Below are 21,655 nucleotides of genomic sequence, written 5' to 3'. Positions count from 1 at the left end.
CGCCGCGCCGCCGCCGCGCCGACCGACCGCCGACCCGCCCCACCCCGCCGGGGGGCGCTCGCGCCCAGCCCTTCCCCTGCGGGGTCGGGGTGTGGGAGAACGGGTAGCGCAACAGCAACGCGCGTACGACGTGCCTCCACGCGGTCTGCGGCGACCCGGGAAACCCGTTCCCACCGCGGGATGCGACTTGTATACTAGTGTGGAGGCACGCGTGACGAAGGGCACGGATCCGTCCCTGGTCGTCGTCGCGCAGCCGGCCCCGCCCCCGACCCGAGCGTCGATGTCCACACCCGCCGATCCCGATCCCGCCGAGACGAAGGAGTGGCTCGAAGCCTTCGACGCCGTGCTGCAGCACGACGGCGCCGACCGCGCCGAGGAGCTGCTGGAGACGCTGGTCGCGCACACGCGCTCCCGCGGCCTCGCCACGTCGCTGCACTCGACCACGCCGTACGTCAACACGATCGCCGTGAACGACCAGGAGGCGCTGCCGACCGACCAGGCGATCGAGCGCCGCGTGCGCTCGCTCGTGCGCTGGAACGCCCTCGCCACGGTCCTGCAGGCGAACAAGGAGTCGTCGGAGCTCGGCGGCCACATCGCATCGTTCCAGTCGGCGTCCACGCTCTACGAGGTCGGCTTCAACCACTTCTGGCGCGCGCCGAACGAGCAGCACGGCGGCGACCTCGTCTACATCCAGGGCCACAGCTCGCCGGGTATCTACGCCCGCGCGTTCCTCGAGGGCCGGCTCGACGAGGCGCAGATGCGCCGCTTCCGCGAGGAGACGGACCGCTCGCAGCCCGGACTCTCGTCGTACCCGCACCCGTGGCTGATGCCGGACTTCTGGCAGTTCCCGACGGTGTCGATGGGCCTCGGCCCGCTGATGGGGATCTACCAGGCGCGCTTCCTGAAGTACCTCCAGGGCCGCGGCATGGCGGACACGAAGGACCGCGACGTCTGGGTCTTCTGCGGCGACGGCGAGATGGACGAGCCCGAGTCGATGGGCGCGATCGGGATGGCCGGGCGCGAGAAGCTCGACAACCTGAACTTCGTCATCAACTGCAACCTGCAGCGCCTCGACGGCCCGGTCCGCGGCAACGGCAAGATCATCCAGGAGCTCGAGGCGAACTTCCGCGGCGCCGGCTGGAACGTCATCAAGGTCGTCTGGGGCTCCCGCTGGGACGAGCTCCTCGCCAAGGACACCGAGGGTCACCTGCTCCGGCTGATGGAGGAGACCGTCGACGGCGACTACCAGACGCTGAAGTCGCGCGACGGCGCCTACGTGCGCGAGCACTTCTTCGGCAAGCACCCCGAGACGGCGAAGATGGTCGAGGACTGGACCGACGAGGAGGTCTGGGCGCTCAACCGCGGCGGCCACGACCCGTCGAAGATCTACGCGGCCTACCACGCGGCCCGCGCCCACAAGGGCCAGCCGACGGTGATCCTCGCCAAGACGATCAAGGGCTACGGGATGGGGGCCTCCGGCGAGGGGCAGAACATCACCCACCAGCAGAAGAAGATGACCGCGGACGTCCTCTTGACGTTCCGCGAGCGCTTCGGCCTGGACCTCACCGACGACCAGGTCACGAACTACGAGTTCCACCGTCCCGCGGAGGACTCGGAGGAGATGCAGTTCCTCCACGCGCAGCGCAAGAAGCTCGGCGGCTACCTGCCGGCGCGCCGCCAGCAGTCGTCCTCGTCGCTGCCGGTGCCGGAGCTCAAGGCCTTCCAGGCCGTGCTCGACGGCTCGGGAGACCGCGAGATCTCCACGACGATGGCGTTCGTCCGCGTCCTCGCCGGCCTGCTGCGCGACAAGGCGATCAAGAAGCACGTCGTGCCGATCGTCCCCGACGAGTCGCGGACCTTCGGCATGGAGGGCATGTTCCGCCAGCTCGGCATCTTCAGCCAGGTCGGCCAGCTGTACCAGCCGGAGGACTCCGAGCAGCTGATGTTCTACCGCGAGGACCGCCAGGGGCAGATCCTCCAGGAGGGCATCAACGAGCCGGGCGCGTTCTCGTCCTGGATCGCCGCGGCGACATCGTACAGCAACAACGACACGCCGATGATCCCGTTCTACGTCTACTACTCGATGTTCGGGTTCCAGCGGATCGGCGACCTCGCCTGGGCCGCCGGCGACTCCCGGGCGCGCGGGTTCCTGATCGGCGGCACGGCCGGGCGGACGACGCTGAACGGCGAGGGCCTCCAGCACGAGGACGGCCACAGCCTCGTGCAGGCCGGCCTGATCCCCAACTGCGTGAGCTACGACCCGGCGTACGGGTACGAGCTGGCCGTGATCGTCCACGACGGCCTGCGCCGCATGTACGGGGAGCAGGAGGACGTCTTCTTCTACCTCACCGTCATGAACGAGAACTACCGGCAGCCCGCGCTGCCGGAGGGCGCGGAGGAGGGGATCCTCAAGGGGATCCACCGAGTACGCGAGGCGGGCAAGGCCGAGGCCGGCTCCGCCGAGGACCCGGACACCGAGAGCGCCTCGAAGGCGGACGCGAAGCCCGACGACGACCTCGAGGGCGACGACGCGGACGGCGAGGCCGACGGCGACACGGCCCCCGCCGGCGCGGCGGACGGCGACACCAAGGGCGATGACCCGGCCCCGTCCGGCGCCGTCGAGCCGCAGCCCGCGCAGGTGCGCCTGCTGGGATCCGGCACGATCCTCCGCGAGGTCATCGCGGCGGCCGAGCTGCTCGAGGCCGACTTCGGGATCGCGGCCGACGTCTACTCCGTCACGAGCTACACGCAGCTGCGCCGCGACGGACTGACCGTCCAGCGCCAGAACTGGCTGCACCCCGAGGACGAGCCGGGGACGGCCTACGTCTCCGAGGTGCTCGCGGGCGACGTGCCGATCGTCGCGTCCAGCGACTACATCCGCGAGCTCGCCGAGGGCATCCGCCCGTTCATCGACGCGCCGTACTTCGTGCTCGGCACGGACGGCTACGGCCGTAGCGACTACCGCAAGGCGCTGCGCGGGTTCTTCGAGGTCGACCGCCGGCACGTGGTGCTGGCGGCGCTGACCGAGCTGGCCAAGAAGGGCGAGGTCGAGCCGGCGAAGCTCACCGAGGCCATCGAGAAGTACGAGATCAAGACCGACGAGGGGGCCCCGTGGGCACGCTGACCACCGTCGAGGTTCCCGACATCGGGGACTTCGACGACGTACCGGTGACGGAGATCCTGGTGGCGGTGGGGGACACCGTCGCGCAGGAGGACCCGCTCGTCGCGCTGGAGTCCGAGAAGGCGACGATGGAGGTCCCCTCGCCGGTGGCCGGCGTCGTCAAGGAGCTCCTCGTCAAGGAGGGCGACAGCGTCTCCGAGGGCACCCCGATCGTGACGATCGAGGCCGAGGGGGACGGCGACGGCGACGACGCCGAGAAGCCCGACGCGTCGGCGGCCGAGGTCGACGAGCAGGACGCCGGAGGCGCCGAGCACGCGTCGGAGGACCGCGGCGAGGCGCCCGGAGACGGCGACACGACGCCGAAGGACGAGGGTGGGTCGTCGTCGGGCGGCGATGGCGACTCGGGGTCGAACGCCGGCGGGTCCGCGGAGGGCGGTGACGGCTCCCCGACCGCCGGGGGCTCCGTCGGTGGCGCGGCCGCCGAGTCCTCCGGGGCCGCGTCGGCGAGCGCCGCGAAGCCGTCCGGCGAGCCGGTCTACGCGAGCCCGAGCGTCCGGCGGCTGGCCCGCGAGCTCGGCGTCGACCTGACCACGGTGGAGGGCACCGGCCGCAAGGGCCGGATCGTCCCCGAGGACGTCCAGAAGGCCAAGGACGCCCCGGCGCCCGCGAAGTCCGCGGACGCGGGCGGGGCGGGCTCGGATCGGAAGGGCGACACGGTCGGCGACGGCGGCCTGGGCCTGGCCCCGTGGCCGAAGGTCAAGTTCGAGAAGTTCGGCGAGATCGAGCGCGTCCCGCTGTCGCGGATCCAGAAGCTGTCGGGCGCGAACCTCGCCCGCAACTGGGTGCGCATCCCGCACGTCACGCACAACGACGACGCGGACATCACCGAGCTCGAGGCGTTCCGCAAGCAGCTCAACAGCGAGCAGAAGGACGTCAAGGTGACGATGGTCGCCCTGCTCCTGAAGGCGATCTCCTCGACGCTGAAGTCGTTCCCGGTCCTCAACTCGTCGCTGGACGGCGACGAGCTGGTGCTGCGCAAGTACCACCACCTGGGCTTCGCGACGGACACCCCCAACGGCCTGCTCGTCCCGGTCATCCGCGACGTCGACCAGAAGGGCATCTACGCCATCGCCGCCGAGCTGACCGAGCTCTCCGGCAAGGCACGCGAGGGCAAGCTGATGCCGGCGCAGATGTCGGGCGGCACGTTCTCGCTGTCCTCGCTCGGCGGCATCGGCGGCACGTCGTTCTCGCCGATCATCAACGCCCCCGAGGTCGCGATCCTCGGCGTCACCCGCTCGGCCACGAAGCCGGTCTGGAACGGCAGCGAGTTCGTGCCGCGCCTGATCCTGCCGCTGTCCCTGTCCTACGACCACCGCGTCGTCGACGGCGCGCTGGCGGCGCGCTTCACCGCGCACCTGGCGACGACGCTCGCCGACTTCCGGAGGATCCTGCTGTGAGCACCATCGAGGTCAAGGTCCCCGACATCGGCGACTTCGACGACGTCCCCGTCACCGAGATCCTGGTCGCGGTCGGCGACGAGGTCGCCAAGGAGGACCCGCTCGTCGCGCTCGAGTCCGAGAAGGCGACGATGGAGGTCCCGAGCCCCGAGGCCGGGACCGTCAAGGAGCTGAAGGTCGCCGAGGGCGACACGGTCTCGGAGGGCTCCGTGATCCTCGTGCTCGAGACGGCCGACGCCGGGGGTGGGGCCGGCGACGCGGGCGGCTCCTCCGACGGCGCCGAGGCGCAGGGTGGCGCGAAGGACGCGTCGAACGCCAAGGGCGAGGACGGATCCTCGAAGGACGACGCCGGGTCCGAGCCCCCGAAGGGCGGCGACGGGACGGCCGGCGGGGCGTCGGGCGACGACGCCGCGAAGGACGCGAAGACGGGCGAGCCCGCCACCGCCGGCGCGTCGGAGTCCGGCGGCAGCGCCGCCACGAAGGACGATGCGAAGTCCTCGGGTGCCGCGCCGTCGAAGGCCTCCGACGAGGTCAAGGCCAAGGGCGACCTGCACGTCGACGTCGTCGTCCTGGGCTCCGGCCCGGGCGGCTACTCGGCCGCGTTCCGCGCCGCCGACCTCGGCCTGTCGGTCGCGCTGGTCGAGCGCGAGCCCGTCCTCGGCGGGGTCTGCCTGAACGTCGGCTGCATCCCCTCCAAGGCGCTGCTGCACGCGGCGAAGGTGATCACCGAGGCCGAGGACATGGGCGCGCACGGCGTGTCGTTCCAAAAGCCCGAGATCGACCTCGACGCGCTGCGCTCCTGGAAGGACGAGGTCGTCGGGAAGCTCTCCGGCGGCGTCGAGGGCATGGCCAAGCAGCGCAAGGTCGAGGTCGTCAAGGGGACCGGGAAGTTCGTCGGCGAGCACGAGTTGCGGGTCGACGAGACGCTCGTCACCTTCGACTCCGCGATCGTCGCGACGGGCTCGCGCTCGGTCCAGCTGCCGGGCATCCCGCACGAGGAGGAGATCGTCATCGACTCGACCGGCGCGCTGGAGCTCGCGGACGTCCCGAAGCGGCTGCTCGTCGTCGGCGGCGGCATCATCGGCCTGGAGATGGCGACGGTCTACGACGCGCTCGGCTCCGACGTCACGGTCGTCGAGCTCGCCGACCAGCTCGTCCCCGGTGCGGACAAGGACCTCGTCAAGCCGCTGAAGAAGCGGATCGACGGGCGCTACGCCGCGATCCACCTGAAGACGAAGGTCGAGAAGGTCGAGGTCGACGGCGAGGTCGCGACCGCGACGTTCGCCGGCGACGGCGACGTGCCGGAGCCGGCGGAGTTCGACCGCGTGCTCGTGGCGGTCGGCCGCGTGCCCAACGGCCAGGACCTCGGCCTGGAGGACCTGGGCGTCGAGGTCGACGAGCGCGGCTTCGTGCCCGTCGACCAGCAGCAGCGCACGAAGCTGCCGCACATCCTCGCCATCGGCGACGTCGTCGGCCAGCCCATGCTCGCCCACAAGGCGACGCACGAGGCCCACGTCGCCGCCGAGGTCATCGCCGGGCACGACGTGGTCTTCGACCCGCGCGGCATCCCGTCGGTCGCCTACACCGAGCCGGAGCTCGCGTGGGTCGGCCTGACGGAGACGCAGGCGAAGCAGGACGACGTCCCGTACGAGACGGCGGTCTTCCCCTGGGTCGCGTCCGGCCGCGCGCTGGCGTCCGACGCGTCGGCGGGCCAGACGAAGCTCCTCGTGGACCCGGAGTCGCGCCGCATCCTCGGCGCCGCGATCGTCGGCACGAACGCCGGCGAGCTGATCGCCGAGGTCGGCCTGGCCTTGGAGATGGGCGCGAACGCGGAGGACGTCGCGCTGACGATCCACGCGCACCCGACGCTGTCGGAGTCGGTCGGGCTGTCCGCCGAGATCGCGGAGGGCACGATCACCGACCTGCCGCAGAAGCGCAAGCGCACCCCGAAGAAGGGCTGAGCGGTGCGCGCCGCCGCTCCGGGCATCGTCCTCGTGACCGGTGCCTCGAGCGGCATCGGGCGCGCCACCGCGGCGCTCCTGGCCGCCCGCGGCCTGCGCGTCCTCGCGACGGTCCGCCGCGAGGAGGACGGCCGGGCGCTGGAAGCTGAGATCCCGGGCGTCACGGCCGTGCGGCTCGACGTCACCGATCCGGCGTCGGTCGCCCGGGCCCGGGACGAGGTCGAGGCCGCGTGCGGCCCGGTCGGTCTCGCGGGCCTCGTCAACAACGCCGGCGCCGGGCTCGCGTCGCCGGTCGAGCTCCTCGACCCCGACGAGCTGCGCGCGCACTACGAGGTCAACGTCATCGGCCAGGTCGCGGTGACCCGGGCGCTGCTGCCCGCGGTCCGGCGCGCCCGCGGCCGGGTGGTCTTCATCGGCTCCGTCGGCGGGCACCTCGTGCTGCCGTTCGCCGGGCCGCTGGTCTCCTCCAAGCACGCGCTCACGGCCCTGGCCACGGCGCTCCGCCTGGAGCTGCGGCCGTGGGGGATCGGCGTGTCCCTCGTCGAGCCGACCGCGATCGCCACGTCAGCGGTCGACAAGCTGGAGGACGAGACGGAGCGCCGGGTCGCGGGCTTCGACGCGCGGGCCCGGGAGCTCTACGGCGAGCGCTTCCCCGCGGCGATCCGGACGGCGGTCGCCCACGAGCGCAAGGGCGCGTCGCCCGACGTCGTCGCCGGTGCCGTCCTGCGCGCGCTCACCGACGCGCGGCCCCGCGCGCGCTACCCGGTGGGCCCGGGTGCGCGCCCGGCGGAGCTCGTCTGGCGGCTGCTGCCGGACCGCGTCCTCGACGCCGCGCTCGGTCGCGTCTTCGGGCTGCCGCGGGGGCGGTGAGGGCCGGCTCGGGCCGGGGCCGCGGCGCTCCGGCAGTCCGCGTGCGACGCGGTCTTGGGTGGGCCGTCCGGGGAACGGACCGGGTCCGCCGCCTGGTGGGCGCCCGGATCCGCGTCCTGCGACGCTTCGCCGGTGAGCGTCCCCGACCCCGAACCCCTGCTGATCAGCCGCAACCCGCTCCCCGCGGCGATCACCGGCGACCTGCTGGCGCAGCTGACGTTCATCGTCGAGGTCGACCGGATGAAGGCGGTGCTGCGGCAGTCGTGGGTGGTCGCGGTCGACCGGCCGGAGAACGACGCCGAGCACTCGTGGCACCTGGCGCTGATGGCGATCGTGCTGGCCGAGCACGCGCGCGAGCCGGTCGACGTCGCGCGCGTGGTCGAGCTGGTCGTCCTGCACGACCTCGTCGAGGTCTACGCGGGCGATGCGCCGCTCCACGACGAGGCCGCCCGCGCCGGCCAGGAGGAGCGCGAGCTCGCGGCCGCCGGTCGCCTCTACGCCCTGCTGCCCGACGAGCAGGGAGCCCGGCTGCGCGCGGCGTGGGACGAGTTCGAGGCCCACGTGACCCCCGAGGCCCGCTTCGCCCGGTCGATGGACCGCCTCCAGCCGCTCCTGCTCGCCTGGATGACCGGGGGCAAGGGCCGGGAGGAGGGCGTCACGGCCGCGTCGATCCGTGAGCGGCTCGCGATCATCGCCGACGGCTCGCCCGACCTCTGGGCCGCGGCCGAGGTCCTCATCGACGAGAGCGAGCGGCGCGGGCACTTCGGGGGCTGACGGGTCCGCCGATCACCGCGACCGGCCGGGCGTCCGGCGGCGCCGTCTGGCCGGGCGTCCAAACGGCACCGCCGACGCTGTGGCCGCGTCACAGCCGCGGCGGCCCTCGACCTGCGTACCCTGAATGTGCCCCCGCTCACGCGATCCGCGATCGCGGACGGCGGGCATCCGGTCGACGAACAGGAGAAGCCGTGTCCGAGCTGTTGCAGGAGGAGCCCACCGCCAAGGCCCCCGAGGGAACGATCGCCGTCGAGAACCCCGCGACGGGGGAGACGATCGAGCACGTCGAGAACATGTCCGCCGCGCGGATCGACGAGCTCGTCGCCCGCGCCCGCGCCGCGCAGCCGGCGTGGCAGGCGCTCGGCTACCAGGGCCGCCGCCGGCTGATGCTGGCGCTGCGCCACTGGATGGTCCACAACCGCTCGCGCGTCGTCGACGTCGTGGTCGCCGAGAACGGCAAGACCCGCGAGGACGCGCTGCTGGCCGAGCTCTTCTACGTCGCGGACTCGATGGGCTTCTGGGCCAAGAACGCCGGCAAGTACCTCGCGGACGAGAAGGTCCGCACCCACTCGCCGCTCGTCCTCGGCCGCAAGGTCAAGGTCACCTACCGCCCGCTCGGGGTCGTCGGCGTCGTCGCGCCGTGGAACTACCCGCTGACGCTCGGCTTCGGCGACGCGCTGCCCGCCCTGATGGCCGGCAACTCCGTGATCATCAAGCCCAGCGAGATCACGCCGCTGGCCACCCGGCTGATGGCGGAGGCGGCCGAGGAGGTCGGCTTCCCGCCCGGCGTCTTCCAGGTCGCCACGGGCGACGGCATGACGGGCGCCGCGCTGGTGGACCGCGCGGACATGATCATGTTCACCGGCTCCACGAGGACGGGCCGCAAGATCGGCGCGCGCTGTGGCGAGCGGCTGATCCCCTGTTCGCTCGAGCTCGGCGGCAAGGATCCGATGATCGTCCTCGACGACGCGGACCTCGAGCGCGCCGCGAACGTCGCGGTCGAGTGGGGGATGCGCAACTCCGGCCAGATCTGCATGTCGGTCGAGCGCGTCTACGTCGAGGCGCCCGTGTACGACGAGTTCGTCGAGAAGGTCGAGAAGAAGGTCCGCGCGCTGCGCCAGGGCAAGCCCGAGGGCTACGGGTCGGTCGACGTCGGCGCGATCACGTTCCCGCCGCAGATCGAGACGATCGCCTCGCACGTCGACGACGCCGTCGCCAAGGGCGCGAAGGTCCTCGTCGGCGGCCACCGCGCCGAGGGCCCCGGCCGCTTCTACGAGCCGACCGTGCTCGTCGACGTCGACCACTCGATGCTCTGCATGACCGACGAGACGTTCGGCCCGACGCTGCCGATCATGAAGGTCGCCGACGAGGACGAGGGAATCCGCCTGGCCAACGACGTCAACTACGGCCTCGGCTCCAGCGTCTTCTCCAAGGACCTCGCGCGCGGCGAGCGCGTCGCCCGCCGCATCAACGCCGGCGTGGGCTGGGTCAACGACGCGATCATGAGCTACATGGCCCAGGAGGCCCCGTTCGGCGGGGCCGGCGAGTCCGGCGTCGGCGCCCGGCACGGCAAGGCCGGCATCCGCAAGTACACGCAGACGCACACGCTGATGGTCAGCAAGTGGGTCCTGCGCCGCGAGCCCACGATGTTCCCGAACACGAAGCTCGGCGCGAAGCTGCTCGACCGCCTGATGGTGCTGATGTGGGGGCGCAAGCCCCGCTGACGGGATCCCGCCCGCCCGGGCCCCGCCCGGTGACACGAGGCCCCGCCCGCCCCGGGTCGCGTCGGACGGCGGCGAGGCCCGGGGCACCCGGACCGATCCCGGTCAGCCGCGGACCAGCGGGGCGAGGCGGAGCGCGACCAGCAGCTCCGTCGTCCGCCCCGTGAGCGGGCGGCCGAGGCGCGTCTCGGCCGTCCGGATCCGCGCGGCGACGGTGTTCTCGTGGACGCCGAGCCGGGTGGCCGCGCGCCGCGGGCTGGCGTGCTCCTCGAGGTACGCCTCGAGCGTCTCCGCCAGCCGCAGGGACTCGCGGTCGTCGCCCAGCAGCGGGCCGAGCTGCTCCTCGACGAAGCGGCGCGCCTGCTCCTGGTCGGCGCTCGCCAGGGCCGCGACGGCGACCTCGCGGTAGTGGGCGACGGTGCCGGGCGGCGCGAGCCGCAGCTGCGCCACGCGCCGGGCGTGCATCGCGTCCAGGTGCGCCATCCGGAACCCGTCGACCCCGCGCGCCGGGGTCCCGATCGCGACGATCGCCCCGAGGTCGCGCACGGACGCGGCGTCCAGCCGCAGCGCGGCGACGTCCTCCGCGGCGAAGCCGTTGCGGCTGCCGACCCAGCCGGCGAGCAGCCCCGTGCCGAGGACCGTGGTCAGGGGCGGCCCGGCTCCGAGCGGGGCGACCAGCTCGCGCAGCGCGGGCTCCAGGGACCCGGCGCCGACGCCGCCCTCGGTGCTCCAGGCGACGACGGCGAGGTGCTCGCGGTCCAGCGCGTGGCGCAGGCGCCGGCCGGCCGCGGCGGCGTCGACCGGCAGCCCGTCGAGCAGCTCGCGGATCGTCTGCGCCCGGACGGCGTCGGCGCTGCGGACCCAGCGGGCCCGCTCCTCGGCGTACAGGCGCTGGGCGCCGGCCGTGAGCGTGTCGATGAACGTGAACATGTAGCCGGAGCCCTGCTCGAGCGCGGTCGCGAGCTCGTTCGGGTCGCTGATCGCGGCCCGCAGCTCGCTGACCCACGTGCGCCAGAACGCCCCGTGCGCCGTCCGGTACGTCTGGGTCAGCGCGTCGACCGGGATCCCGCGGTGGACGACCATCCGGACGAACGCGCCGGCCATCGCCGGCGGCTCCGCGTCGGCGGGGTCGACGCCGCGCTCGACCATCGCGATGAACAGCCGCGCGTTGTCGTCGACGCTGTCGCGCACCGCGGCCGCGAGCTCCGAGTCCCGGCCGAACGCCGGCAGGTCGCGGACGATCGCGTCGGTGATCTCCTCGATGACGCGCCGCCGCCACGCGGTCTCGGTCGCCAGGCGCGCGGCCAGCGCCACCCACGCCGCCGACTCCGGGGCCGCGGCGGACGGCTCGTCCCCGCCGGCCGGACGGCCGAGGTCGCGCGCGGGGGCGGGGCGGTCGTGGGCCATGGCCCGAGCGTAGTTCGTCGGTCTGCCGCAGTGGGGCCACCACAGCGGCCGGAGAGATCTGGAGACCCTCGCGGTGCGGCGGACTCGACGCCGGAGGCGCTCCGCCCCGGCGCGGCGGCCCGTCAGACCGGCGGTTCGGGGTCGTACTGGATGCCGCGCCGGACCTCGCGGGCGCGGTCCGCTCCGGCGAGCCGGGCGACGAGGTGCAGGGCCATGTCGATGCCGGCCGAGACGCCCGAGGAGGTGATCACGTCGCCGTCGTCGACGAAGCGCTCGTCCGGGCGGACGTCGATGGTCGGGTCGAGCTCGGCCAGCAGGTCCAGCGCGCCCCAGTGGGTCGTCGCCGGCCGCCCCTGCAGCAACCCGGCGGCCGCGTAGACCAGCGAGCCCGTGCAGACGCTCGTCATCAGCGGCACCTCGCGCCGGGCCTCGCGGACCCAGTCGAGGTGCTCCTCGTCCCGGAGCTGCGGGCGGGTCCCGTGGCCGCCGGGATGCAGCAGGACGTCGAGCGGCGGAGCGTCGGCGAAGGCGTGGTGCGCGTGGATCACGAGGCCCTTGGCGCACTGCACCGGTCCGCCGGACCTCGAGATGCAGGACACGCTCCAGCCGTCCTCGGGGAACGTCCGTGTCCAGTACGCGAGGACCTCCCAGGGCCCGACCGCGTCGAGCTCCTCGACGTCGTCGAACAGGACGATCCCGATGTGCTTCGTGTCGGCCATGACGGGACGATCGCAGACGGTGCCGTCCGGGACCGCGGGGTCCGCGGCAGGCGGGCGGCGGCCGGGGCCCCGGCGCTCCCTCGGGTCAGACCGCGGCCACGTAGAACCACTGGCCGGACTCGCGCACGAACGTGCTGTCCTCGTGCTGCTCCCCGCGCCGGCGGGCCGCGAAGTCCCAGTAGCGCGCGACGAACTCGACCGTTCCCTCGTCGTCGTCCTCGCCGCCGGCGGTCGTCCCGAGGATCTCGAGGCGGCGCCATTCGATCTCGGGGTCGAGGTCGAGCGTCGCGGGGCGCGTCGACGGGTGCCAGCTCGTGAGCAGGTACGTGAGGTCACCCACCGCGAACGCGCTGTAGCGGGAGCGCATCAGGCGCTCGGCTGTCGGGGCGGTCACCCGGCCCGAGCCGCGGCCGAGGTGGAACGGGCGGCAGCAGTCCGCGAACGCGTCCCCCGAGCCGCAGGGACAACGGGTGGGCACGCGGGGCGTCGGCACGATGCGGGGAGGATCCCACGGCGGTGCGTCGTCGTGGTCGTCCCTCCGGTGGGGCCAGACTCGCCCGCGGCGGCTGCGAACAGTGGACCGGCCACCATTCGCGACCGAAGACCGGGCCTACGCTGGATCCATGACCCGGACAGCGGACCAGCACGTGGTGATCGTCGGGGCCGGCTTCTCCGGCATCGCGATGGGCGTCGAGCTCGGCCGGGACGGCGTGCCGTACACGATCCTCGACCGCTCGAGCGACCTCGGCGGGGTGTGGCACCACAACACCTATCCGGGGGCGGCGTGCGACATCCCGTCCGCGCTCTACTCGTTCTCCTACGCGCCCCGCGGCGACTGGACGCACCCGTGCTCGCCGCACGACGAGATCCAGGGCTACCTGCGCGACTGCGCGGACCGCTTCGGGGTGACGCCGAACCTGCGCCTCGGCGTCGAGGTCGCCGACGCGACGTTCGACGACGCGACCACGCGCTGGACGGTCACCACCGCCGACGGCGACGCCATCGACGCCAGCGCGGTCGTCCTCGCCTGCGGGCAGCTCTCGCGGCCGGCGTGGCCGCGGATCCCGGGCATCGAGCGCTTCGCGGGCCACAGCTTCCACTCCGCCGAGTGGGACCACGAGCACGACCTGGGCGGCGAGCGGATCGCCGTCATCGGCACCGGCGCCAGCGCCGTGCAGTTCGTGCCCCCGATCGCCGAGGAGGCCGGCCGGCTGCACGTCTTCCAGCGCAGCCCGTCGTACATGCTGCCGCGCCGCAACCGGCCCTACGCGGGCTGGGCGCGCACCGCGATCGACCGCGTCCCCGGGCTCCAGCGCCTCCGCCGCGGCTGGATCTACGCGTTCTGCGAGACCCTGACGTTCGGCCTGACGAGCGCCCCGCCGATCGCCGCGGCGCTGAAGGCGTTCTCGCTCGGGTTCCTCCGCCGCTCGGTCCGCGACCCCGGGCTGCGCGCGAAGCTCACGCCCGACTACGCGATCGGCTGTAAGCGGATCCTCTTCTCGTCGAAGTTCTATCCCGCGCTGCAGCGGCCGAACGTCGAGCTCGTGACCGACGGGATCCGTGAGATCACCGCGACCGGGATCGTCACCGACGACGGCACGGAGCGCGAGGTCGACACGATCGTCTTCGGCACCGGATTCAAGAGCCAGCAGTTCGTGCTGCCGATGAGCGTCCGCGGCGCCGGGGGCCGCGACCTGCAGGACGGCTGGGCCGGCGGCGCCGAGGCGCACCACGGTATGACGGTCGCGGGCTTCCCGAACCTCTTCGTCCTCTACGGCCCGAACACGAACCTCTCCGTCGGCTCGATCGTCGTGATGATCGAGGCCCAGGCCGCGTACGTCCGCCGGGCACTCGCGCTGGTCCGCTCGCGGGGCATCGACGCGCTCGACGTTCGGCCCGAGGTGCAGGCGGCGTCCAACGCGGCGTTGCAGCGCGACTTCGAGGGCTCGGTCTGGACGGGCTGCTCCAGCTGGTACCGCAACGCGTCGGGCCGGGTGGTGTCGAACTGGCCGCACCGGATGCGCGAGTACCAGCGGCTCGTCGCCGACGTGCGGCCGGAGGAGTTCCGCGAGGTGCGGGCGACCGGGGTGGCCGAGCGGAAGCCGGCGGGCGTCGCGGACTGAGGTCGATTTGACATACCGGCCGGTATGCGAGTACGGTCGCCACCATGAGCCCCGCGACGCCGTACTCCTTCCCGGCCGGGCCGCGCGGCCCGATGCCGCTGCACGCTGCGATGTTCGCCCGCGACGCCTGGGGCTTCATGAGCGCGGCCCGGGCCCAGTACGGCGAGACGTTCACGATGCACCTGCCGGGCGCGAAGCACTGGGTCTTCCTCACCGACCCCGAGCACGTCAAGCAGGTCTACACGGGCGACCCGGCGATCTTCCACGCGGGGGAGGGCAATTCGATCCTCCTGCCGCTGCTGGGCAAGCACTCCGTCCTGCTGCTCGACGAGCAGCCGCACTTGCGCCAGCGCAAGCTGCTGCTGCCGCCGTTCCACGGCCGGCGAATGGCGGCCTACGAGGGCCTGATGCGGACGGTCGCGCGCGACACGATCGACGCCTGGCCGACGGGCACCCCGCTGAAGGCCTGGCCGCAGATGCAGGCGGTCACCCTCGAGATCATCATGCGCGCCGTGTTCGGCGTCGAGGAGGGCGCGCGGCTCGACCGCCTGCGCACCGCGCTCGAGACGCTCATGGCCGAGGTCACCCGGCGGCGCACGATGCTCCTCGTGGCGGTGCTGGGGGAGCAGCGCTTCGCGCGGCTGAAGTCCGTGCGGCGCCGGCTGACTGCGGTCGACGACGTGTTGCTGCCCGAGATCGCCGCCCGCCGCGGCGTCGCGGACCTGGAGGACCGCAGCGACATCCTCTCGCTGCTCCTGCAGGCCCGCGACGAGGACGGCGGCGCGATGGGTGACCGCGAGCTGCGCGACGAGCTGATGACCCTGCTCGTCGCCGGACACGAGACGACGGCCACGACGCTGTCCTGGGCGCTGGAGCGCCTGGTCCGCCACCCCGACGCGCTGCGGCGCCTGCAGGACGAGGTCCGCGAGGGGGAGTCCGACGTCTGGATGACGGCCGTCGTCCGCGAGACGCTGCGGCTCTGCCCGGTCATCTCGATCACCGTCCGCGAGCTGCAGGAGCCGATCGACATCGCCGGCCACCGCCTCCCCGCCGGCACCCGCGTCGTCCCCTGCATCCACCTCGTCCACCGGCGCCCGGACCTCTACCCGGACCCGGACGCCTTCCGCCCCGAGCGCTGGATCGACCAGACCCCCGGCACCTACACGTGGATCCCCTTCGGCGGCGGCGTCCGGCGCTGCCTGGGCGCGAGCTTCGCGCTCTTCGAGATGAAGACGATCCTCGGCGAGATCGTCCGCTCGATGGACCTGGAGACGACGACGGCCCCGGGCGAGCGCATGCGGTCCCGCGCGATCACGAGGACCCCGGGCGGCCAGGCGGAGATCGTGGTGGCGCGGCGGCTCGATCGCGAGGCCGAGCCGGAGCGCGTCGCCGTCGCGGGGTGACCGCGGCTACGGTGGTGCGGTGAGCGCCCCGTCCCGCCCGACCCGCAAGGAGCAGCAGGCCCGGACGCGCGCGGCGCTGCTGCGGTCCGCGGCGAAGGTGATGGCGGCGAAGGGCCTGCCGGGCGCGTCGATCGCCGAGATCGTCGAGGACGCCGGCTTCACCAAGGGCGCGTTCTACGCGAACTTCGCGAGCAAGGACGAGCTGCTCCTCGCCGTCCTGGACGAGACGTTCGGCCGGGCGATCCGCGACATCGAGGGGGCGGTCGAGGGCAACGCCGGCGTCGAGGCCCAAGCGCGCGAGGCCGGCGACGCGTGGCTGACCCAGCTCGCCCAGGACCCCGCGGGCGGCCGCCTGTTCCTCGAGCTGATGGTCCACGCGACGCGCGACGAGACCTTCCGCACGGCCTACGTCGAACGCCAGCACGTGCTGCGCGCCCGGGTCACCGAGATCTACGAGGCGCGCGCGGCGGAGCTCGGCCTGACCGCGCCGTTCCCCCTCGCCCGCGCCGCCCAGATGACCTCGGCGATGGCCCACGGCGTCGCCCTGGCCCGGCTCGTGGAGCCCGACGCGGTCGGCGACGACCTCTTCGGGACCATGCTCGTGACGTTCTTCGCGGGGCTGCAGGCGGGCGCCGCCGAGGGGTGAAGCGCGCGGCGCCGACGGGGGTGGTCGCCCGTTCGTCGCTGGTGGCGAGGGGGTCGCGACCACCCCGCGGGGCGGTATGCCGTCGGGAGGGGTGGTTGGCCGTTCGTCGCTGGTGGCGAGGGGATCGCCACCACCCCGGGGCGTGGCGCGCTGTCGGGAGGGGTGGTCGTCCTTTGTTCGCCGGGAGCGAGCGAATGACGACCACCGCGAGCGCCGGCGCGGGCGTCTTCGAGGTCGGCACACTGCCGTTGCTCGATCGACACGCTTGACGGCACACGTGCTCAGCGCGGTGCTCGACGATCGGGGCATGGACGATCATCGGCTCGCAGACGTCGTACGACGCCAGTGCGGTGTCATCTCGACCGTGCAGCTGAACGCCTGCGGCCTGTCGTCGGCCGGCATCGCAGGACGCGTCTCGCGTGCGCGCCTGTTCCGGGTGCGGCGCACGATCTACTCCCCGAGTCCATGTATCGACGAGTGGGGGCTCCGGTGGGCGGCGATCCTCGCGACGGATCCCGAGCGGGCGGTGCTCAGCCACTGGTCCGCGGGGGAAGTCCACCGCATGCTCGCGTCGAGGACCACGCCGCTGCACGTCACGGTCCCCGGGGCCGGCCGTCGCGGAGGCGCGGGCCTCGTCGTCCATCGCTCCCGCGGCCTCCCGCCGAGCGATGTCCAGGTCGTTCGAGGACTGCGGGTCACCTCGCCGGAACGCACGGTGCTGGACGTTGCCGCGCGATCGGATGACGACGTCGTCCGGCGGATGATCCGCGAAGGTGAGTTCCAAGGGGCCCTGGGGAGCGGTGCTCTCAGGGACGCGCTCGCGGGTCGCACCGGGCATCCGGGCCTGGCGCGCGTCCGGCGCGTCGATCCCGCCACCGTCGAGTCGGCGTTGGGGCAGACGCCGCTCGAGGACGAGCTCGAACCGATCCTGGTGTCGCTGGGACTCCCGGGGCTGGTGCGCCAGTTCTGGGTTCGAGGCACGAGTGGGGCACGGTACCGGGGGGACTTCGCGTATCCGGAGGTCCGGCTGCTCGTCGAGGCGGACGGACGCGCGGGGCACGAGCGCGCCTCGGCGTTCGAGACGGACCGGGCGCGCGAAGGGGACCTCGGCGCCGTGGGGTGGCAGACGCTGCGGTTCACCCGGATTCAGGTTCGCGCGACGCCGGGCACGGTTGGCGAGGTCGTTCGGAACACGGTTCGCGTCCGGTCCCTCCAGGGAATCGCGCGCGTGTTCGACGGCGAGGCGGCGTGAGCCGGGGACTGGTCGGCGTTCCGTCGCTGTGGGCGAGGGAACCGCGACCGCCCCGCGGGGCCGCGCCCCGCCGGGCGGGAGTGGTCGTCCTTTGCTCGCTGGGAGCGAACGAATGACGTCCACCGCGTGGCGTGCCGTGCCCGCGTCGGAACGCGCCCGGCCCCCGTTTGGCGCCCGTCCTGCTGACGCCCGGCCCCTGCCGGCGTTTGGCCCCTGCTGACGCCTGGCCTCTGCCGGCGCTTGGCCCCTGCTGACGCCCGGCCCCTGCTGACGCCCGGCCCCTGCCGGCGCTTGGCCTCTGCCGGCGCTTGGCCCCTGCCGGCGCCCGGCCCCTGCTGACGCCTGGCCCCTGCCGGCGCCCCGCCTCCGCCCGCGCCCCCCCCGTCAGCCCCCGCGCAGCCGTGCGGTCGCGAACTCGCGCATTCCCGCGTCGAAGTCCTCCTCGGCGGTGAACCCGAGCACCTCGGCCGCCCGCGTCGCCGACGCGAAGACGTGCCGCACGTCGCCGAGCCGGTATTCGCCGGTGACGATCGGGTCCAGGCCGTCGCCGTCCGCGCCCATCGCGGCGTGCAGGGCGCGGGCCATGTCGCCGACCGAGCGCGGGGTGCCCGAGCAGACGTTGAAGACGCCCGGGATCGGCCCGTCGGCCAGGAGGGCGAGGACGTTCGCCCGGGCGACGTCGCGGACGTGGACGAAGTCGCGCAGCTGGCCGCCGTCCTCGAAGACGCGGGGAGCGCGGCCGCCTGCGAGCGACGAGCGGAAGATCGACGCGACGCCGGCGTAGGGGGTGTCCTTGGGCATGCCCGGGCCGTAGACGTTGTGGTACCGCAGTGACGTGACGGGGACGCGGGTCTCGCGCGAGAACGCGGTGGCGAGGTGCTCCTGGTGGAGCTTCGTCGCGGCGTAGACGTTGCGGGGGTCCACCCGCGCGTCCTCCGGGATCTCCTCGGGCGTCAGGGCGTCGCCGCAAACCGGGCACGGGGGCTCGAAACGCCCGGCGTCGAGGTCGGCGACGGCCCGGGCGGGCGGGTCGACGAGACCGTGCTCGGCGCAGCGGTAGCGCCCCTCGCCGTAGACGACCATGCTCGACGCCTGCACGAACCGGCCGCGGAAACGGCGCCGCGCGAGCGCCCGCAGCAGCACCGCGGTGCCGAGGTCGTTGTGGCCGACGTAGTCCGCGATGTCGCCGATGTCGAGCCCGAGGCCGACCATCGCCGCCTGGTGGCAGACGTGGTCCACGCCGTCGAGGGCCCGGTCGACGGTGACCTGGTCGCGGACGTCGCCGATCTGCAGGTCGGCCCGCTCGTCGACGTCGGGCCGGACGACGTGCGCGCCGGGATGGAGGAGGTCGAGGACGCGGACCTCGTGGCCGGCGTCGAGCAGCAGGGCGACGATCTGGGAGCCGATGAAGCCGGCGCCGCCCGTGACGAGGATCATCGGGCGAGGGTAGCGGCGGGCCCCGGCGTCGACCGGCGCGACGTCCCGCCGCGGCCGCTCCGGGAATCACCGGTTCGTGATCGATTCCCAGAGCGAGGCCGGCGGGCGTCCGGGATCCGGTCGTCGCCGCCGGTCGTCAGCCGGGGCCGTGCTGCCGGGGCTGCGCCGCGGGGCAGTGCCGCCGGGCCGCGGCGCCGGGCAGTGCCGCACGGGCCGGCGGTGGACCGCCCGCGGCCCGGAGCGTTCGGACATCCGGGAGCGGCAGCGCGCCAGCAGGGGCGTCTGTTCCGGGTGGGTGGTCGTAGGTTGAAGCGGTGCCCGACGTGATCCTCCCCGTCCTCAACGAGGCACAGGCCCTCCCGTGGGTGCTGGGCCGGATGCCCGAGGGGTACCGAGCGATCGTGGTCGACAACGGCTCCACCGACGGCTCGGGGACGATCGCCGCGGAGCTCGGCGCCGTCGTCGTGCGCGAGGAGCGGCCGGGGTTCGGGTCGGCGTGCTTCGCCGGTCTGACGGCCGCCACCGACGACGTCGTCTGCTTCGTCGACGCCGACGGGTCGCTCGACCCGCGGGACCTGCCGACCGTGGCCGATCCGGTCGTCGCCGGGACGTTCGACCTCGTCCTCGCCGCTCGGCGCGCCGAGCGCGGCGCCTGGCCGTGGCACGCCCGCCTGGCCAACCGGGCGCTGGCGCTCGAGATGCGCCGTCGCGGCGCCCGCCCCGTCCTGCGCGACATCGGCCCGATGCGCGCCGCCCGCCGGCAGGCGCTGCTGGACCTCGACCTGCGCGACCGGCGCTTCGGCTGGCCGCTGGAGATGGTCGTCCGCGCGGGCCGCGCCGGCTGGCGGATCGACGAGGTCGAGGTCCCCTACCTGGCCCGGAAGGGCGGCCGGTCGAAGGTCACCGGCACCGCCCGCGGGACCGCCCGGACGATCCGCGACATGTCGCGCGTGCTCGCCGAAGACCGCGCGGCGCGTAGCCCCCCGGCCCCCGATCGCCCCGTGGCGGCGGCCTTCGCCCCGGCCGGCCCGACGCGGGGGTCCACCGGGACCTCCGCCGGCGTCCGACCGTCCACCGGCGTCCGACCGTCCACCGGCGTCCGACCGTCCGCCGGCGTCCTGCCCGCCGCGGCCGACCCGTCGCGCCGGACCGACGCATACGGTCCGTCGCCCGCGTCGCCCGCGTCGCCCGCGTCGCCCGCGTCGCCCGCGTCGCCCGCGTCGCCCGCGTCGCCCGCGTCGCCCGCGTCGCCCGCGACAGACTCGTCCGACGCCTCCGCCCCTCGCCCCGGGATCCCCTCGTGAGCACCCCCGCCCCGACGTTCATCGTCATCGCCAAGGCGCCCGTCGCGGGGCGCAGCAAGACGCGGCTCTGTCCGCCGTGTACGCCCGCGCAGGCGGCCGGCCTGGCCGAGGCCGCGCTGCGCGACACGCTCGACGCGGTGCTCGCCGCGCCCGCCGAGCGGCGCGTCCTGGTCCTCGAGGGCGAGCCCGGGCCCTGGCTGCCGGAGGGCTTCGAGGTGCTTCGCCAGCGGGGCGACGGGCTCGACGAGCGGCTGGCCGGTGCGTTCGAGGACGCCGCCGCCGACGGGACCGGCGGGGCGGTGCTGGTCGGCATGGACACGCCGCAGGTCACTCCGGAGGACCTGACGGCCGCGTGGGACGCGCTGCAGGCCGCCGACGTCGACGCGGTGCTCGGCCATGCGCCCGACGGCGGCTACTGGTCGATCGGGCTCCGCGTCCAGGACCGGTCCGTCTTCGTAGGTATCCCCATGAGCACGGAGTCGACGGGGCGGGACCAGGAGGGGCGACTACGCGCGCTCGGCCTGACCGTCGCGCTGCTGCCCGAGCACCGCGACGTCGACCTGATCGGGGACGCCCGCGCCGTCGCCGGGCTCGCGCCCGGCACGCGGTTCGCCCGCGCGCTGGCCGACGTCGAGCGGACCATCGAGATCGCACGATGACCCTGGACGCCATCACCGCCGAGCCGCTCACGGCCGGCGCGAGCCTCGTCGCGAGCCCCACCCGATGAATCCGAGCTCCCTCTTCGGCCGGCTGCTCGACGCCGGGGCCGACGACCTGGTCGTCCGCGCCACGGACGGCGGCTCGTGGTCGATGCCGATCGGCCGCTGGCTCGCCGCGGCGTCCGACGTCGACGAGCGGGTCCTGGACCGCGCCGCCGGACCCGTGCTGGACGTCGGCTGCGGGCCCGGCCGTCACGTGCACGCCCTCAGCCGGCGCGGCGTCACGGCGATCGGCGTCGAGCTGTCCCCGACCGCGGTCCGCCACGCGCGCAACCGTGGCGCGAGGGTCGTCGAGGGCTCGATCTTCGAGGTCGCCCCCGACCCCGGCGTCTGGGCGACCGCGCTGCTGCTGGACGGCAACATCGGCATCGGCGGGCGGCCCGACGTGCTGCTGCGCCGCGTCGGCGAGCTGCTCTGCGACGGCGGCGTGATCCTCGTCGAGCTCGACCCGACGGGCGAGGCGCCGGTCCGTCCGTCCGGCACCGCCGCCGGGACCGGCGGCGTCCGCACCGACCGGACCCGCGGCGACGGGCCCGGCACCGCCGCCGCCCCGGGCGGCCCGGTCTGCATCCGCATCGAGTCCGACGGGACCACCAGCGCGTGGTTCCCCTGGGCGCGCGTCACCGCCGACGGGATCGAGGCGCCCGCCCGTGCGGCGGGCATGGTCGTGAGCGAGTGTTGGTGCGACGGTGGCCGTCATTTCTGTGCGTTGACGTCGTCGTGATCGCGCTGGGGGCTGTG

At 74.0% G+C, this 21,655-nt stretch carries 16 protein-coding genes and 1 pseudogene; 13 read left to right on the top strand and 4 right to left on the bottom strand.

Features of this window, described 5'->3' with window-relative positions; all coding sequences use genetic code 11:
• Positions 1-280 precede the first annotated feature (280 nt).
• From aceE to AB0L40_RS17625, 6 genes are all read left to right on the top strand, one after another.
• A complete protein-coding gene (gene aceE, locus AB0L40_RS17650) occupies positions 281-3,124 on the top strand; it encodes a pyruvate dehydrogenase (acetyl-transferring), homodimeric type (RefSeq protein ID WP_364357303.1) in 2,844 nt (947 codons plus the stop codon).
• Positions 3,112-4,578 (top strand): dihydrolipoyllysine-residue acetyltransferase, encoded by a 1,467-nt coding sequence (locus AB0L40_RS17645; protein WP_364357298.1) that lies wholly within the window; start codon positions 3,112-3,114, stop codon positions 4,576-4,578. The genes aceE and AB0L40_RS17645 overlap by 13 nt, the downstream gene beginning before the upstream one ends.
• On the top strand, positions 4,575-6,539 hold the full coding sequence (lpdA, locus tag AB0L40_RS17640; protein WP_364357295.1) for a dihydrolipoyl dehydrogenase: 1,965 nt from the start codon (positions 4,575-4,577) through the stop codon (positions 6,537-6,539). Before AB0L40_RS17645 ends, lpdA begins: the two co-directional genes overlap by 4 nt.
• Positions 6,540-6,542: 3 nt before the next feature.
• Positions 6,543-7,409, top strand: coding sequence for an SDR family NAD(P)-dependent oxidoreductase (locus AB0L40_RS17635; protein WP_364357292.1), 867 nt, complete (start codon positions 6,543-6,545; stop codon positions 7,407-7,409).
• Between the two features lie 132 nt (positions 7,410-7,541).
• A complete protein-coding gene (locus tag AB0L40_RS17630) occupies positions 7,542-8,183 on the top strand; it encodes an HD domain-containing protein (protein ID WP_364357289.1) in 642 nt (213 codons plus the stop codon).
• Entirely contained in the window at positions 8,123-9,907 is a 1,785-nt protein-coding gene (locus AB0L40_RS17625; protein ID WP_364357300.1) for a succinic semialdehyde dehydrogenase, read from the top strand. The genes AB0L40_RS17630 and AB0L40_RS17625 overlap by 61 nt, the downstream gene beginning before the upstream one ends.
• Positions 9,908-10,009: 102 nt before the next feature.
• Here AB0L40_RS17625 and AB0L40_RS17620 read toward each other — a convergent pair whose 3' ends face one another.
• The 3 genes from AB0L40_RS17620 to AB0L40_RS17610 all read right to left on the bottom strand — a co-directional run bounded on the left by AB0L40_RS17620 (position 10,010) and on the right by AB0L40_RS17610 (position 12,523).
• Complete coding sequence (locus AB0L40_RS17620) at positions 10,010-11,311, bottom strand: helix-turn-helix domain-containing protein (RefSeq protein WP_364357286.1); 1,302 nt, start codon at positions 11,309-11,311, stop codon at positions 10,010-10,012.
• Positions 11,312-11,433: 122 nt separating this feature from the next.
• Complete coding sequence (locus AB0L40_RS17615; RefSeq protein ID WP_364357283.1) at positions 11,434-12,030, bottom strand: DJ-1/PfpI family protein; 597 nt, start codon at positions 12,028-12,030, stop codon at positions 11,434-11,436.
• A gap of 85 nt (positions 12,031-12,115) precedes the next feature.
• Positions 12,116-12,523 carry a YchJ family metal-binding protein gene (locus tag AB0L40_RS17610; protein WP_364357280.1) on the bottom strand — a complete coding sequence of 136 codons (408 nt, stop codon included), beginning with the start codon at positions 12,521-12,523 and terminating at the stop codon, positions 12,116-12,118.
• A 130-nt stretch (positions 12,524-12,653) separates the two neighbouring features.
• Between AB0L40_RS17610 and AB0L40_RS17605 the strand changes: the two genes are divergently transcribed.
• The 4 genes from AB0L40_RS17605 to AB0L40_RS17590 all read left to right on the top strand — a co-directional run bounded on the left by AB0L40_RS17605 (position 12,654) and on the right by AB0L40_RS17590 (position 17,454).
• Entirely contained in the window at positions 12,654-14,153 is a 1,500-nt protein-coding gene (locus AB0L40_RS17605) for an NAD(P)/FAD-dependent oxidoreductase (protein ID WP_364357277.1), read from the top strand.
• Between the two features lie 44 nt (positions 14,154-14,197).
• Entirely contained in the window at positions 14,198-15,556 is a 1,359-nt protein-coding gene (locus tag AB0L40_RS17600) for a cytochrome P450 (protein ID WP_364357274.1), read from the top strand.
• Positions 15,557-15,575: 19 nt separating this feature from the next.
• Positions 15,576-16,202 (top strand): TetR/AcrR family transcriptional regulator, encoded by a 627-nt coding sequence (locus AB0L40_RS17595; protein ID WP_364357271.1) that lies wholly within the window; start codon positions 15,576-15,578, stop codon positions 16,200-16,202.
• 277 nt (positions 16,203-16,479) lie between these two features.
• Entirely contained in the window at positions 16,480-17,454 is a 975-nt protein-coding gene (locus AB0L40_RS17590) for a DUF559 domain-containing protein (RefSeq protein WP_364357268.1), read from the top strand.
• Positions 17,455-17,838: 384 nt separating this feature from the next.
• Here AB0L40_RS17590 and AB0L40_RS17585 read toward each other — a convergent pair whose 3' ends face one another.
• Complete coding sequence (locus tag AB0L40_RS17585) at positions 17,839-18,891, bottom strand: NAD-dependent epimerase/dehydratase family protein (RefSeq protein WP_364357265.1); 1,053 nt, start codon at positions 18,889-18,891, stop codon at positions 17,839-17,841.
• Between the two features lie 314 nt (positions 18,892-19,205).
• Between AB0L40_RS17585 and AB0L40_RS17580 the strand changes: the two are divergent.
• The 3 genes and pseudogenes from AB0L40_RS17580 to AB0L40_RS17570 all read left to right on the top strand — a co-directional run.
• A pseudogene (locus tag AB0L40_RS17580) lies at positions 19,206-19,850 on the top strand (glycosyltransferase family 2 protein); the annotation flags it as partial.
• A 341-nt stretch (positions 19,851-20,191) separates the two neighbouring features.
• Positions 20,192-20,854: a TIGR04282 family arsenosugar biosynthesis glycosyltransferase gene (locus AB0L40_RS17575; protein ID WP_364357262.1), complete on the top strand. Its 663-nt coding sequence runs from the start codon at positions 20,192-20,194 to the stop codon at positions 20,852-20,854.
• Positions 20,855-20,918: 64 nt separating this feature from the next.
• Complete coding sequence (locus AB0L40_RS17570; RefSeq protein WP_364357259.1) at positions 20,919-21,638, top strand: class I SAM-dependent methyltransferase; 720 nt, start codon at positions 20,919-20,921, stop codon at positions 21,636-21,638.
• Positions 21,639-21,655: the final 17 nt, after the last annotated feature.

Origin of the sequence: Patulibacter sp. NPDC049589 (genome assembly GCF_040675535.1) — a bacterium.
Lineage (GTDB): Bacteria > Actinomycetota > Thermoleophilia > Solirubrobacterales > Solirubrobacteraceae > Patulibacter.
Note: the sequence above shows the minus strand (reverse complement) of the source record. Positions and strands in the feature narration are given on the sequence as shown.

Bases quoted from the DNA above. Each gene is read 5' to 3' on its own strand.
- AB0L40_RS17615 (WP_364357283.1), bottom strand. From the start codon at position 12,030: ATGGCCGACACGAAGCACATCGGGATCGTCCTGTTCGACGACGTCGAG.
- AB0L40_RS17605 (WP_364357277.1), top strand. From the start codon at position 12,654: ATGACCCGGACAGCGGACCAGCACGTGGTGATCGTCGGGGCCGGCTTC.
- AB0L40_RS17600 (WP_364357274.1), top strand. From the start codon at position 14,198: ATGAGCCCCGCGACGCCGTACTCCTTCCCGGCCGGGCCGCGCGGCCCG.
- AB0L40_RS17585 (WP_364357265.1), bottom strand. From the start codon at position 18,891: ATGATCCTCGTCACGGGCGGCGCCGGCTTCATCGGCTCCCAGATCGTC.
- AB0L40_RS17620 (WP_364357286.1), bottom strand. From the start codon at position 11,311: ATGGCCCACGACCGCCCCGCCCCCGCGCGCGACCTCGGCCGTCCGGCC.
- AB0L40_RS17570 (WP_364357259.1), top strand. From the start codon at position 20,919: ATGAATCCGAGCTCCCTCTTCGGCCGGCTGCTCGACGCCGGGGCCGAC.
- aceE (WP_364357303.1), top strand. From the start codon at position 281: ATGTCCACACCCGCCGATCCCGATCCCGCCGAGACGAAGGAGTGGCTC.